Below are 14,118 nucleotides of genomic sequence, written 5' to 3'. Positions count from 1 at the left end.
GATGCCTCCCATCGACGATCCCTTCGGCACCCCGGCCGGCGGCGGCAACGGAAGCCCGCCCGACGACCGCACCATGATCATGCCGCGTCCCGGCGGCCGCGCCCCGGAACCGGCCGGCGGCCCCCGCGGCGGCGATCCCTACACGCCGCCGCCGATGGCCAGCCTGGCGCCGCTGAGCGGCCGCGGCGACGGCCTCAACCCGCTGGAGCAGGCCGCCGGCCCACTGCTGGCGATGCTCACCCGCCTGCGCAACACCATCGCCCATCCGGCGCCGGCCAGCCTGCGCGCGCAACTGCTCGGCTACCTGCGCCAGTTCGAGGAGAAGGCACGCCAGGCCGGCGTGGCGCCGGACGAAGTGATGCTGGCGCGCTACGTGCTCTGCACCGCCCTCGACGAAGCGGTGCTCAGCACGCCGTGGGGCAGCACCAGCGACTGGGGCAAGCAGAGCCTGCTGATCACCCTGCACAACGAGGCCTGGGGCGGCGAGAAGGTCTTCCAGTTGCTCGAACACTGCCTGCAGAACCCGCACCAGCGCCTGCACCTGCTGGAGCTGCTGTACCTGTGCACCAGCCTCGGCTTCGAAGGCCGCTACCGGGTCATGCACGACGGCCGCAGCCAACTGGAGGCGCTGCGCGAGCGCACCGCGGCGGTGATCCGCAGCACCCGCGGCGAGTACGAGCACGAACTGTCGCCGCACTGGCGCGGCCTCAGCGTGATGCGCGACCGCCTTTCGCAATACCTGCCGCCGTGGGTCGGTATCGCCATCGGCCTGGCCTTGCTGCTGGCCTTGCTATTCGGCCTGCGGATGAAGCTGGCCGCCGACGCCGAGCCGGTGTTCAAGCGCATCCACGCCATCGGCGAGATCCCGGTGCAGGCCATCGACCGCCCGGCGGTGCAGCCGCGGGTGATCGAACGGCCACGCCTGGCGCGCTTCCTCGCCGACGACATCAAGGCCCAGCGAGTGGCGGTGGAGGACGCCGTCGACCGCTCGGTGGTGACCATCCGCGGCGACGAGCTGTTCGCCAGCGCCAGCGCCAGCGTGCGCGACGAGTTCCAGCCGCTGCTGCTGCGCATCGCCGACGCCCTGCGCAAGGTCAAGGGCCAGGTGCTGGTCACCGGCCATAGCGACAACCGGCCGATCGCCACGCTGCGCTACCCGTCCAACTGGAAACTGTCCCAGGCCCGCGCCCAGGAGGTCGCCGACCTGCTCGGCGCGACCACCGGCGACGCCGGCCGCTTCACCGCCGAAGGGCGCAGCGACACCGAGCCGGTGGCGACCAACGCCAGCGCCGAAGGCCGCGCACGCAACCGCCGGGTGGAAATCACCGTATTCGCGGAGGGCGCGCAATGAAAGGCTTCCTCAACTTCTTCGCGCGCTGGGTGGTGCCGGTGCTCGGCCTGCTCGCCCTGAGCCTGATCATCTGGTTCCTCGGCCCGCTGCTGCGCCTGGGCAACTACGAACCGTTGGCCTCGGCGACCAGCCGCTGGGTGCTGATCGTTCTGCTGTTCCTGGTCTGGATCGGCTTCCGCGTGCTGCGCATCGTGCAGGCCCGGCGCAACGCGGCGAAGGTCATGCAGAGTCTCGCCGAGGTCAGCGCGCCGGACGCCGCCAGCGTCGCCACCGCCGAAGAGCTGGCGACCCTCAAGCAACGCATGGACGAGGCCCTGGCCCTGCTCAAGCGGGCCAAGCTGGGCGGCAGCGAGCGGCGCAACCTGTACGAGCTGCCCTGGTACGTGATCATCGGCCCGCCCGGTTCGGGCAAGACCACCGCGCTGATGAATTCCGGCCTGGACTTCCCGCTCGCCGCACAGATGGGCGCCGGGGCGATCCGCGGGGTCGGCGGCACGCGCAACTGCGACTGGTGGTTCACCGACGAAGCGGTGCTGCTGGACACCGCCGGCCGCTATACCACCCAGGACAGCCACGCCCAGGTGGACAAGGCCGCCTGGCTGGGCTTCCTCGACCTGCTCAAGACCCAGCGCAAGCGCCGCCCCATCGATGGCGCGTTCATCGCCATCAGCCTTTCCGACCTGCTGCTGGGCAGCGACGCCGAGCGCGCCGCCCATGCCCAGGCGATCCGCGCGCGCATCCAGGAGCTGTACCAGCAGCTCGGGGTGCGCTTCCCGATCTACGTGATGCTGACCAAGTTCGACCTGGTGCCAGGCTTCATGGAGTTCTTCGACAGCCTGAACCGCGAGGAACGCGCGCAGGTCTGGGGGATGACCTTCGCCCTCGACGACGGCAAGAGCGCGGAAGGCCCGCTGGCGGTGTTCGACAGCGAATTCGCCCTGCTCGAACAGCGTCTCACCGCGCGCCTGGTGGAACGCCTGCAGCAGGAGCGCGACCCGGCGCGGCGCGATCTGGTCTACGGCTTCCCGCAGCAATTCGCCGCCCTGCGCGAATGCCTCGGCGAGTTCCTCAACGGCGTGTTCAAGCCCAACCCCTACGAGGAACGCCCGCTGTTGCGCGGCCTGTACTTCACCAGCGGAACCCAGGAAGGCAGTCCGATCGACCGCCTGATCGGCAGCATGGCGCAGTCGATGAACCTCGACCGCCAGCACCTGGCGCGGCAGACCGGAACCGGGCGCAGCTACTTCATCGAGCGGCTGTTCCGCGAAGTGGCGTTCGGCGAACGCGGCCTGGTCGGCACCAACCCGAAGGTCGAGCGCCGCCGCAAATGGCTGACCATCGGCGCGCTGAGCGCCACCGCGCTGGTGGTGCTGGCGGTGACGGCGGTATGGATCGCCAGCTACCGCGCCAACCAGAGCTACATCGCCGCGGTCGACCAGCGCGTCGACCCGCTGGCGCGCGGCATCGAGTCGCTGAGCCCGGCCCAGCGCGACGTCCTGGCCGTACTGCCACAGCTCAACGCGGTGCAGAATCTCGCCGGCGACGCGCCAAGCTGGGCCGAAGGCTACGGGCTGTACCAGGGCGACATGCTCGGCGAGGAGTCCGCCAGCGTCTACCGCAAGCTGCTGATCGCGGTGTTCGCCCCGCGCCTGGTGACCCGCATCGAGGAACAGTTGCGCTCCGGCGGCAGCAGCGATTTCCTCTACGAGGGCCTGAAGGCCTACCTGATGCTCGGCAGCCCGGACCATTACGACGCCGACTTCATCAAGGCCTGGATCAGCCTCGACTGGGAACGCAACCTGCCGCGCGACCTCTCGCCGGAACAGCGCCAGGCGCTGCACGCGCACCTCGACGCGTTGCTCGAACGACGGCCGCCGTCGGCGCGCCTGGACCAGGACCTGGTCGAGGACCTGCGCCGCCAGTTGCAGCAACTACCGGTGGCGCAGCGGGTCTACGACCGGGTCAAGCGGCAGAGGCTGCCCAAGGACGTGCCCGACTTCCGCATCAGCGACGCCGCCGGCCGCGACGCACCGCTGGTGTTCGCGCGCAAGAGCGGCAAGCCGCTCACCGACCCGCTCAGCGGCTTCTTCACCTACCGCGGCTATCGCGAGGTGTTCCTCACCGCCAGCCTCAGCCAGGCCGGCACCATCGCCGAGGAACAGTGGGTGCTCGGGCGCGACCTGAACGATGCCGGCGATGCCGCCAACCTGGCCCTCGACGTGCGTCGCCTGTACTTCCAGGACTACCTGCGGCAATGGGACGACCTGCTCGCCGACCTCACCGTGGTGCCGATCACCAACGTCACCCAGGCCGCCGACGTGCTGCGCATTCTCTCCGGGCCGACCTCGCCGTTCCGCAAGCTGCTCGAGGCGGTGGCCCGCGAGACCGACCTGCAGAAGGGCGACCGGCTGGTCGCCGCGCAAGTGAAGAAGGCCGCCGACGGCACCGTGGACAAGCTCAAGCAGCGCCTCGGCTCGCTGGTCGGCCAGGAGGAGGAGGAGGAGGAAGGCGCCCGCGAACAGCCGCAGCAGGCCGACAGCGACCCGATCAGCGCCCACTTCGCCGAACTCAACAGCCTGGTCAGCAAGGGCGAGGGCGGCAACGAGCCGGCGCCGATCGACAGCCTGCTGGAGGACATGAACGCGCTCTACGTACAGGTCAGCGCCATGGCCGGAGCCAGCGGCGACTCGCTGCTCGGCGACGCCAAGAACCAGGTGGCCGCCGCCGCCTCGCGCGTGGCCCTCAGCGCCGAGCGCCAGCCGCCGGTGGTCCAGGGACTGGTGAAGAACGTGGTCAACTCCACCACCAGCAGCATGATGGGCAGCGTGCGCAACCAGCTCAACGCGGCCTGGATCAGCGACGTGGTCAGCGTCTACCGGCAGTCCCTGGCCGGGCGCTACCCGATCGCCGCCGGCAGCTCGCGCGACGCCACCCTGGAAGACTTCGGCCACTTCTTCGGTGCCGGTGGGGTGATGGACAGCTACTTCCGCCAGTACCTGCAACCCTACGTCGACACCTCCGCCAGCACCTGGCGCTGGCAGCCCGGCGCGGCGCAGAAGCTCGGCATCAACCCCGGCGTGCTGCACACCTTCCAGCGCGCGGCGGCGATCCGCGACGCCTTCTTCCGCTCCGGCGGCATGCAGCCGGCGGTGCGCTTCGAACTCAAGCCGGTGACCATGGACGCGGCGATCAGCCAGTTCATCCTCGACCTCGACGGCCAGCAGCTGACCTACGACCACGGCCCCAGCCGCCCGGTGGCGATGCAGTGGCCGAGCGCCAACGGCCTCGGCGTGGTCCGCCTGACGGTGACGCCGCCGCCCAGCAGCGGCCGTTCCGGCCTGACCCTGGAGGGCCCCTGGGCCTGGTTCCGCCTGCTCGACCAGTCGGACCTGGAACGCGGCAACTCGCCGGACCGCTTCACCCTGCGGCTGCGCATCGACGGCTCCAGCATCGCCTGCGAGCTGCGCGCCAGCAGCGCCTTCAACCCCTTCAAGAGCCGGGTCGTGTCCGGCTTCAGCCTCCCGGAGCGCCTTTGAACAGCGTCGGTTTCTACGGCAAGCTGGCCGGCCGCGGCGATTTCGTCAGCCGCGGCCTGCCGAACACCTTCGTCGAACCCTGGGACGCCTGGCTGGCCAGCGGCATGCGCGCCAGCCAGGACGAACTCGGCGCGGCCTGGCTCGACGCCTACCTGACCAGCCCGCTGTGGCGCTTCGCCATCGCCCCCGGCCTGCTCGGCGGCGAAGCGGTGGCCGGGGTGGTGATGCCGAGCATCGACCGGGTCGGTCGCTATTTCCCGCTGACCGTCGCCTGCCTGCTGCCGGCGAACGCCGACCTCGGCGGGCTGGTCGGCGGCGACGACGGCTGGTTCGAGCAGGTCGAGAGCCTGCTGCTCTCCACCCTCGAACCGGAGGCCGAGGTCGAGGCCTTCGAGCAGGCGGTGGCGCAGCTCCCGGCCCCTCCCTGCGGGCCGCGCATCGAACAATCGCTGATCAGCGGCAACCTGCTGCGCAGCGAAGCGGTGACCCCGGCGCAGCGCCTCGCCGCGCTGGCCCAGCATGCCTGCGACGGCGCCAGCCACTGGTGGGGACGCGGCTCGGCACGGATCTCCGCCGGCCTGATGCGCTACCAGGGCCTGCCGCCGGCGCCGGCGTTCGGACGATTCCTCACCGGAGAGGGCGAGGTGATCCCGCTCTTTCCCGGCATACCCGGTTAAGGACAACTGATGGTGCCCAACTCAGTCAGCTACTACAGGTCGGCCAGCTACAGCCACGTCGGCATGGTCCGCAAGGTCAACGAAGACGCCAGTCTCGACGCCCCCGAGTCGGGACTCTGGGTGGTCGCCGACGGCATGGGCGGCCACGCCGCCGGCGACTTCGTCAGCAGCCTGATCGTCGATACCCTGCGGCGCATCCCGGCGGCCTCCTCGCTACCGGCCTACGTCGGCGCGTTGCGCACCGGCCTCGCCCAGGTCAACGAGCGGGTTCGCCAGGAGGCCGGCCTGCGTGGCGTCAGCGTGATGGGCAGCACCCTGGTACTGCTCGCCGCGCGCGGCAACCAGGCGAGCTGCCTGTGGGCCGGCGACAGCCGCCTGTACCGCCTGCGCGGCGGCGTGCTGGAAGCCATCTCGCGGGACCACAGCTACGTCCAGGAGCTGCTCGACAACGCATTGATCAGCGAGGAGGAGGCGCGCCACCATCCGCGCGCCAACGTGGTCACCCGCGCGGTCGGCGTGCACGAGCAACTGGAACTGTCGGAAGCCGCGCTGCACGTGCTGCCCGGCGACAGCTTCCTGCTCTGCAGCGACGGCCTCAACAAGACCGCCGACGACAGCGAACTGCGCGACGTGCTCAGCCACAGCGATCCCTATGCGGTGGTCCGCAGCCTGGTCCACCTGGGCCTGACCCGCGGCGCCCCGGACAACATCACGGCCCTGGTGGTCAGGGCCTTCTGAGACGGACATGGACATAGAACTTCCGGGATTCGACATCGAACGCGAGCTGGGCGAAGGCGCCATGGCCACGGTCTACCTGGCCACCCAGCGCTCGCTGCAGCGCAAGGTGGCGCTGAAGGTGATGGCCGCGGCGCTGGCCGCCGACCCGAGCTTCGCCGAACGCTTCCTGCGCGAAGGTCGGACCCTGGCGCGGCTGTCGCACCCGAACACGGTGACCATCCACGACATCGGCAACGTCGGCAGTTGCTACTACATGGCCATGGAATACCTGCCCAACGGCACGCTCAAGGAGCGCATCCAGCAGGGCCTCGATCCCGAGCAGGGCCTGGCCTACGTACGGCAGGTGGCCGCCGCGCTCGGCTACGCGCACTCCCAGGGCCTGGTGCATCGCGACGTGAAGCCGGCCAACATCCTGTTCCGCGCCGACGGCACCGCGGTGCTCTCGGACTTCGGCATCGCCAAGTCGATCGAGGACAATACCCAGTTCACCCAGGTCGGCTTCGCCGTCGGCACCCCCAGCTACATGAGCCCGGAGCAGGCCCGCGGGCAGGAGATCGACGGCCGCGCCGACCTCTACGCGCTGGGCGTGGTGCTCTACGAGATCCTCACCGGCAAGCTGCCCTACAACGGCAAGGACTCGCTCTCCACCGCCCTGGCCCACCTCACCGAGCCGCTGCCGGAACTGCCGATCGAGCAGGGCCGCTACCAGGACATCCTGCGCCAGTTGCTGGCCAAGGACCCGGCCGAGCGCTTCCCCACCGCCGGCGCGTTGATCGCCGCCCTCGACCGCCTGGCGCCGAGCGCCCTGGAAGCCACCCAGATCCGTCCGCTGGCGACGCCGCAGGGCTCGCCGCGAGCGAGCAACCCGCCGCCGGCCGAACCCGCGCCCCTGCCGCCCGCCGACCTCGGCGGCCTGCAACCGGTGTCGATCCAGTTGCCGTCGGTCACGCCCAGCGCCGGCGGCGCCACGCCGCCTCCGCCTCCGCCGTCGCAAGCGGCGAAACCGCCATCGCCCCCGCCGCCTCCGTTGCCGCCGGCGAAGCCACGTGCCGGCGGCAGCCGCACGCCGTTGATCGCCGCCGCCGCGGCCGCCGTGCTCCTGGCGATCGGCGGCGGCGCCTGGTGGCTGCTGGGCTCGGGCGACGCGCCGAGCGCTGCCGATCCAGCGCCGCTGGGACAGACGCCGGCGGACAAGCCGCAGCAGCAGACCCCGGTGGCCGATGCCGAACAGGACGGCGGCGAGCGTCCGCTGCTGATGCCAGGCAAGAAGACGCTGTTCCAGCGCGTCCTGACCAAACCCGGCGCGGCCATCTCCGCCGAGGCTGGCGGCCCGCCCCGGGCCGGCGCGGTGCCGGCCTTCTCGGTGCTCTACGTGTACGCCCGCAAGCAGGTCGGCGGCAGCCCCTGGCTGCGCGTCGGCGCCTCCAGCAACGGCGAGGGCGACGGCTGGCTGCCGGCCAGCGCGGTGAGCGACTGGAAGCAGAGCCTGGTGCTGAAGTTCACCGAACGCTCCGGCCGCGCGCCGGTGATGTTCCTCAACAGCGCCGAGCAGGTCGAGCGCCTGCTCGGCGATACCCGCGCGGCGCGCGACACCCTGACCCAGGCGGTGGACCACAAGGGCGATCCGCAGGTGGTCGCGGTCGAGCCCAACGACCGGGCGATCCCCCAGGACCAGTTCTACCTGCTGCCGATCTTCGACTCGAAGGAGAGCTTCGACGCCGACGGCCAGCCGGCGCAGTTGCTGGAGGTCGCTTCGATCGACCCCGGCGGCAGCGCCACGGCACCCCAGGCGCCGGACCAGGCCGGGCGGGGCGGCGCCAGCGGCGCGGCGAGCGACACCTTCCGCACCGGCATCGTCCTGGTGGTGGACACCTCGGTGTCGATGCAGCCCTACATCGACCGCGTGCGCGAGGTGATCGACGGCCTGCAGCGGCAGATCGGCGAGCGCGGCGACCTGGACAAGGTCAGCTTCGGCCTGGTCGGCTTCCGCAACAACACCGACAAGACCCCCGGCCTGGAATACGTCAGCAAGACCCTGGTGCCGCTGCAACCGGGCAACGACGCGCAGCGCTTCGCCGAGTTGAGCAGCCAGGTGCGCGCCACCGACGTCTCCAGCCACTCGTTCAACGAAGACGCCTTCGCCGGGATCATGCAGGCGGTCGACGAAATGGACTGGTCGCCCTACGCCGGGCGCGTGGTGCTGCTGGTCACCGACGCCGGCGCGCTGCGCAAGAACGACCCGCTCGGGCGCACCCAGATGAACGAGGCCGAGGTCCGCCAGGCGGCGCTGCGCAAGGGCGTGAAGATCTATGCCCTGCACCTGCGCACCCCGGCCGGGAAGAACAACCACGGCTACGCCGAGCAGCAGTACCGCAGCCTCACCGCCGACGCCAACCCGAAGATCGCCGACCTCTACATCCCGGTGGCCGGCGGCGAGGTGAACGCCTTCGGCAACACGGTGAAGGAGATCGGCACGGTGTTCGCCGACCTGGTCCACGACGCCGGCAACCGCAAGCCGCAGGCGCCGCGCTTCGACGCCGCGCCAAGCGTGGCGAGCAAGTCGGCGGCCATCGGCTACGCCATGCAGATGGAATTCCTCGGTCGCCGCGACCCGGTGCGCGCGCCGCAGGTCGTCACCGCCTGGACCGCCGACCGTGACCTGACCAACCCGGCGCTGCCGGCGTTCCAGGTCTGCGTGCTGCTGAGCAAGCTGCAACTCAACGAACTGCAACAGTCGCTGAAACTGATCGTCGACGCGGCCAAGCGCACCCAGACCTCGCCCAAGGACTTCTTCCAGGAAATCGCCAGCGCCAGCGCCTACATGAGCCGCGACCCGGCGCAACTGGTGAAGGGCAGCAACCTGGCGCAGAGCGGCGTGCTCGGCGAATACCTGGAAGGCCTGCCGTACCGCAGCAAGTCGCTGAACATGACCCAGGACCTCTGGCTGTCGCTGAGCGTCGCCGAGCAGCAGGACTTCATCGACGAACTGGAGTCGAAGATCCGCCTCTACGAAACCTTCCACAACGACGTCGCCAACTGGGTCCGGTTCGGCGACGCCGACGCCGGCGACGCGCTGTACCGCGTGCCGCTGTCGACGCTGCCATGATCCTGCGCCTGCACGAGGTCGCCCGCAGCCACGGCGCCGGTCGCCAGCGCTACCGCCTGCGGGTGCCGGCGCTGGAATTGCGCGCGGGTCGCCAGCTGGCCATCGTCGGCCCCAGCGGCTGCGGCAAGAGCACCCTGCTCGACCTGCTGGCGCTGGCCCTGGCGCCGGACCCGGGCGGGCGCTTCGAATTCCTCGCCGGGGAACGCCCGCAGGACATCGCCGCGCTCTGGCGCGACGGCCGCCAGGACCGCTTGGCGGCGCTGCGCCGGCAGCACTGCGGCTACGTGCTGCAAAGCGGCGGATTGCTCGAGTTCCTCGATGTGCGGCGCAACATCGGACTGCCCTGCACATTGCTCGGCGCCCCGTCCGCCGAGCGCGTGCAGGCGCTGGCCGAGCGGCTGGAAATCGGCGACCAGCTGGACAAAAAACCGGCGGCGCTGTCGGTCGGCCAGCGCCAGCGGGTCGCCATCGCCCGCGCCATGGTGCATGCGCCGCGCCTGTTGCTGGCCGACGAGCCGACCGCGGCGCTCGACCCGCTGAACGCCGAACGGGTGATGCGCCTGCTGGTGGAACAGGCCCGCGAGCGCGGCGCCTGCACCGTGGTCGCCACCCACGACGAGCGCCTGGCCCGCGCCGCCGGCCTGGAAGTCCTGGCCATCCGCTGGCAACGCGAGGCCGACGACAGCGTCGGCGCCTGCCTCGAGGACGTCGGCTGATGCGCGCCGGCCTGCTGCTCTCGCTGGCCTGGGCCGACTATCGCGGCGAGGCGCGCCTGTCGCTCTGCGCGATCTTCGCCCTGGCAGCGGTGATCACCCCGCTGCTGGTGCTGTTCGGCCTCAAGTACGGCCTGGTCAGCACCCTCACAGAGCGGCTGGAGCGCGCGCCTTCTGTGCGCGAGATCATTCCGGTCGGCGGCGCCCGCTACCGTGCCGAGGACATCGCCGCCCTGGCCGCACGCGCGGACGTCGCCTTCGCCGTGCCGCGCACCCGGCAGATCGCCGCCACCGCCGACCTCAGCGGCGGCGGCGAGACCGCCCTGAGCGTCGAGATGATTCCCAGCGCCGCCGGCGACCCGCTGCTGGCCGGCCTGCCGCAACCCGACCGGCCGACCCGCGTGGTGCTCAGCCACGGCGCCGCAGAAAAACTCGGCGCCCAGCCTGGCGAGCGCATCGTCGCGCGCATCGGCCGGCGCATGGATGGCCAGGCACAGAGCCAGCGCCTGGAGCTGGAAGTGCTCGCAGTGCTGCCACAGGAGCGTTTCGCCCGCGACGCGCTGTTCGCCCCGCTGGCCCTGCTGGAAGCCGCCGAGGACTATCGCGACGGTCGCGCGGTGGCCGCCTATGGCTGGCCGGGGAAGGCCGGTGAGGCGCCGCGCGCACGCATCTACCCGGGCTTCCGCCTGTACGCCCGCGACCTCGATGCGGTGGAAGGGCTGCGCCGGCACTTCGTCGCGAGTGGCGTGGAAGTCGCCACCCAGGCCGAGGCCATCGCCCAGGTGCGCAGCCTCAGCCGCAACCTCGGCCTGGTGTTCTGGATCGTCGCCGCGCTGGCCATCGGCGGTGCCTTCGCGGCCATCGCCGCCAGCAGCCTGGCCGCCGTCGAACGCAAGCGCCGCGCCCTGGCGGTGCTGCGTCTGCTGGGCTTCCCGACCGCCGCGCTGGTCGGCTTCGTCATGCTCCTGGCGCTGTTCAGCGCCGTCTTCGGCCTGTTCCTCGCCGGGCTGCTGTACGCCGCCACGGCCGGCGCGCTGAACCACCTGTTCGACAACCAGAGCGGCGAGTTCGTCTGCCGCCTGCTGCCCAGCCACTACCTGACGGCGCTGCTCGCCACGCTGCTGTGCAGCGTCCTGGCCGCCGCCAGCGGCGGCTGGCGCGCGGCGCGGATCGAAGCCGCAGAGGGATTACGCGATGTTTGAGAAAGCCATTCTTCCGCTCGCCCTCGGCGCCTGCCTGGCATTTGCCGCGCCGGCCTGGGCCGAAGGCGACTCGCCGGACAATCCCAAGCCGCTGGCCGACGACGTCGCCCTGCCGCTGCCGTGTGGCGGCGAGATGGTCTTCCGGCATGTCTACGTACTCGCCGAAGGCGCCCTCGACGATCGCGAGGTCAACCTCGGCTACGCCTTCAACGAAGGCGAGGCGGGCTACCAGCAGTCGTTCATCTCCGGCTACCGGCGCGACTACGTGAACGGCCAGTTCAGCCTCGCCGACCTGGCACCGGCCTGGCAGCAGAAGCTCTCCGCCAGCCTGCCGAAGCCTGCCGCCGGCACCCCGCTGAAGCCGATGCTGTACTTCATCGGCAAGTACGAGGTGACCGCCCGCCAGTACGCCGCAGTGATGAGCCAGGCGGCCGCGCTCTCCGGCCAGGGCGAAGCGCCGGCCTGCGACGTGCCGGGCGGGATGGACGCGCGGCTGCCCAAGGTCGACCTCTCGCGCTTCGACGCCGAACGCTTCGGCGCGGTGTACAGCGCCTGGCTGCTGAAGAACCACCCGGATCTGCTGCCGGTCAGCGGCCGCGGCAAGAATCCCGAGGACGGCGGCATCGGCTTCGTCCGCCTGCCCACCGAGGTCGAGTGGGAGTTCGCCGCGCGCGGCGGCCAGGCGGTCAGCCGCCAGGAACTGGAAGGCCGGCTGTTCCCGCGCAAGGTCGAGGGCAGCGACCAGGAAGGCCCGCTGGGCGACTGGGCGGTGTACAACCAGGTCGCCGGCGGCACCGGCCAGGCCGCGCGACTGTTGCCGGTAGGGATGAAGCGGCCGAACCCGCTGGGCCTGTTCGACGTGATCGGCAATGCCGCGGAGATGGTCCAGGAGTCCTTCCAACTGGTCCACGCCGGTCGCCGGCAGGGCACATATGGCGGTTTCGTGGTGAAGGGCGGGAACTATCTCGAAGGCGAGATGACTCTATTCACCGGGATGCGCCGCGAATACCCGCTGTTCGCCGCCGACGGCAGCGAACAGCGCAACGAGACCACCGGTTTCCGCGTCGCCATCGGCGCGCTGTCCGCGCCGCGCTCGCGCTATCCCGAGCTGTTCGCCCAATGGCAGAAGGAAGGCCGACTAGCGGCATTGACCGATGCCATCGATGACGCTCAAGATCCCACCAAGCAATTGGACGGAATCATTGCCGCCACCCGCGACCCGCAGATGCAGGCGCAGTTGGCCCAGATAAACGAGGAACTCAAGCGTAACGTTTCGTTGATCGCCCGGCAGCGCGAAGAGGCCGCCGGAAACCTGATACAGTCGGCGGCACTGGTCGCCGAGACGATCAACAACTACAACATACGCCTGACCAACCTCAAGAAGGACAGGGAGAAAGCCGTGGCAGCCAGGGATCAGGCGACCGCCCAGCTCTATGCCGGCGCCATCGCCAACGGGCGCAGCGCCCTCGATGGCGCATTGGCCATCTACATCGACAACCTCGCCACCGGCACCCGTTACACCGACGCGGTGATCCAGGCGCAGTTCCAGCGCATCCAGGAAGAACTCAATCGCAACCCGGTTCTGGGCAAGAGCCTGGTCAAGCGCGCGACCCTGTTCGTCAAACACGTCGGAGATTATCGCCAGCAGCACCGGGCCGAGCCGGAGGCGGTATTGAAGGAATTGCTCGCGTCCAGCGGGCGTTGAAGGAGTTCCGTCCGGCACCTCTCGGCAGCCGGGCGGTTCATCAAACCAGGAGTGAGATGCAATGAGCCAACCCAGCGAAAACCGTTTGATCACCTCTGCGCGCTACGCGCTCTGCCTGTTGACCGCCAGCGGCGTGCTGCTCAGCGGCTGCGCCAGCAGCGGCGTCGGCTCGGTCGCCCAGACCACCCGCGCGGAATACTACCCGTCCTGCTACGAGCCGGTGTCGCACCTGCGCAGCACCGATAACGCGGTGCGCAACTCGGCCATCACCGGCGCCATCACCGGCGGCCTGCTGGGCGGCCTGGCCGGCGGCCTGGCCAGCGACGAGAACCGCGGCCGCAATGCCGCCCTCGCTGCCGCAGGCGGCGCCCTGGCCGGCGGCGCGGCGGGCTACTACATGGAGAAGCAGAAGCAGATCAGCGACGACCGCGCGCGCATCGGCTCCTACGCTACCGACGTCGACCGCAGCACCGTCGAGATCAACCGTAGCGTGGCCTACGCCAAGTCGGCGCAAAGCTGCTACCAGAGCCAGTTCAAGGCCCTGCTCGACGGCCGCAAGAACAAGTCGATCAACGAAGCCGAAGGGCGCAAGCGCCTGGCCGAGATCGTCAGCGGCCTGCAGGAGACCAACGCCCTGCTGGTCGCCGCCAACGGCCGTGCCGGCGAGAACATCAACAACTACACCCAGGCCTACGAGAAAGACCTGCAGCAGGTCGGCGTACCGCGCACCGAAGTGACCAAGGTCGCCGAGGCCGAGAACCGCGCCAGCACTACGAAAGGCGGCAGCAAGCCCAAGACCGGCGGCAATCCCAAGGTGCCGAAGGAAGCGGTCGCCACCGAGCAGACCATCCGCAAGGCCCAGGACGCGCAAAGCGAAGGCAACAAGGTGGCCTCCCGGGGCCAGGGCATGATCCAGGAAGTCTGCAACAGCCCGGACATGGGCGACTGGGCACCGCCGAGCTGCGCCAAGGCCTGATCGGCCTCGTTACCGGCACGAACGCGACGGCGACCTTCGGGTCGCCGTTTCGTTGAGGGGCCTGGCGCGCTGACCCGGCCGGCCTGAAGGGCGAGCGTTCGCCGGGACGGCTGC

9 protein-coding genes are annotated in these 14,118 nt (G+C 70.4%); all 9 read left to right on the top strand.

Annotated elements, in window-relative coordinates; genetic code table 11:
* Nucleotide 1: 1 nt before the first annotated feature.
* On the top strand, nucleotides 2-1,351 hold the full coding sequence (locus tag HMPREF2924_RS15615; RefSeq protein ID WP_003115051.1) for a DotU family type VI secretion system protein: 1,350 nt from the start codon (nucleotides 2-4) through the stop codon (nucleotides 1,349-1,351).
* The gene (tssM, locus tag HMPREF2924_RS15610; protein WP_023092244.1) at nucleotides 1,348-4,887 is read left to right on the top strand and encodes a type VI secretion system membrane subunit TssM; all 3,540 of its coding nucleotides are present in this window, start codon (nucleotides 1,348-1,350) and stop codon (nucleotides 4,885-4,887) included. Before HMPREF2924_RS15615 ends, tssM begins: the two co-directional genes overlap by 4 nt.
* Complete coding sequence (gene tagF / locus HMPREF2924_RS15605) at nucleotides 4,884-5,564, top strand: type VI secretion system-associated protein TagF (protein WP_003083642.1); 681 nt, start codon at nucleotides 4,884-4,886, stop codon at nucleotides 5,562-5,564. Before tssM ends, tagF begins: the two co-directional genes overlap by 4 nt.
* A 9-nt stretch (nucleotides 5,565-5,573) precedes the next feature.
* Nucleotides 5,574-6,302: a serine/threonine phosphatase PppA gene (gene pppA / locus HMPREF2924_RS15600; protein ID WP_003083639.1), complete on the top strand. Its 729-nt coding sequence runs from the start codon at nucleotides 5,574-5,576 to the stop codon at nucleotides 6,300-6,302.
* 7 nt (nucleotides 6,303-6,309) lie between these two features.
* Nucleotides 6,310-9,408 (top strand): serine/threonine protein kinase PpkA, encoded by a 3,099-nt coding sequence (gene ppkA / locus HMPREF2924_RS15595; RefSeq protein ID WP_023094469.1) that lies wholly within the window; start codon nucleotides 6,310-6,312, stop codon nucleotides 9,406-9,408.
* Complete coding sequence (gene tagT, locus HMPREF2924_RS15590; RefSeq protein WP_003128191.1) at nucleotides 9,405-10,124, top strand: type IV secretion associated ABC transporter ATP-binding protein TagT; 720 nt, start codon at nucleotides 9,405-9,407, stop codon at nucleotides 10,122-10,124. Before ppkA ends, tagT begins: the two co-directional genes overlap by 4 nt.
* Nucleotides 10,124-11,323, top strand: a complete 1,200-nt coding sequence (gene tagS, locus HMPREF2924_RS15585; RefSeq protein WP_003128189.1) for a type IV secretion associated ABC transporter permease TagS — start codon at nucleotides 10,124-10,126, stop codon at nucleotides 11,321-11,323. Before tagT ends, tagS begins: the two co-directional genes overlap by 1 nt.
* Nucleotides 11,316-13,028: a type VI secretion system-associated regulator TagR gene (gene tagR / locus HMPREF2924_RS15580; protein ID WP_003128187.1), complete on the top strand. Its 1,713-nt coding sequence runs from the start codon at nucleotides 11,316-11,318 to the stop codon at nucleotides 13,026-13,028. The genes tagS and tagR overlap by 8 nt, the downstream gene beginning before the upstream one ends.
* A gap of 61 nt (nucleotides 13,029-13,089) precedes the next feature.
* Nucleotides 13,090-14,004 carry a type VI secretion system-associated lipoprotein TagQ gene (gene tagQ, locus HMPREF2924_RS15575; RefSeq protein ID WP_003128185.1) on the top strand — a complete coding sequence of 305 codons (915 nt, stop codon included), beginning with the start codon at nucleotides 13,090-13,092 and terminating at the stop codon, nucleotides 14,002-14,004.
* The last annotated feature ends 114 nt before the right edge of the window (nucleotides 14,005-14,118 follow it).

The organism is Pseudomonas sp. HMSC063H08 (genome assembly GCF_001813645.1).
Taxonomy (GTDB): Bacteria; Pseudomonadota; Gammaproteobacteria; order Pseudomonadales; family Pseudomonadaceae; genus Pseudomonas; species Pseudomonas aeruginosa.
This window is presented reverse-complemented; position numbering and strand designations above follow the sequence as displayed.

Excerpts from the sequence above, each read along its gene's own strand:
- HMPREF2924_RS15615 (WP_003115051.1), top strand. The coding sequence starts at position 2 with ATGCCTCCCATCGACGATCCCTTCGGCACCCCGGCCGGCGGCGGCAAC.
- tssM (WP_023092244.1), top strand. The coding sequence starts at position 1,348 with ATGAAAGGCTTCCTCAACTTCTTCGCGCGCTGGGTGGTGCCGGTGCTC.
- pppA (WP_003083639.1), top strand. The coding sequence starts at position 5,574 with ATGGTGCCCAACTCAGTCAGCTACTACAGGTCGGCCAGCTACAGCCAC.
- ppkA (WP_023094469.1), top strand. The coding sequence starts at position 6,310 with ATGGACATAGAACTTCCGGGATTCGACATCGAACGCGAGCTGGGCGAA.
- tagT (WP_003128191.1), top strand. The coding sequence starts at position 9,405 with ATGATCCTGCGCCTGCACGAGGTCGCCCGCAGCCACGGCGCCGGTCGC.
- tagS (WP_003128189.1), top strand. The coding sequence starts at position 10,124 with ATGCGCGCCGGCCTGCTGCTCTCGCTGGCCTGGGCCGACTATCGCGGC.
- tagR (WP_003128187.1), top strand. The coding sequence starts at position 11,316 with ATGTTTGAGAAAGCCATTCTTCCGCTCGCCCTCGGCGCCTGCCTGGCA.
- tagQ (WP_003128185.1), top strand. The coding sequence starts at position 13,090 with ATGAGCCAACCCAGCGAAAACCGTTTGATCACCTCTGCGCGCTACGCG.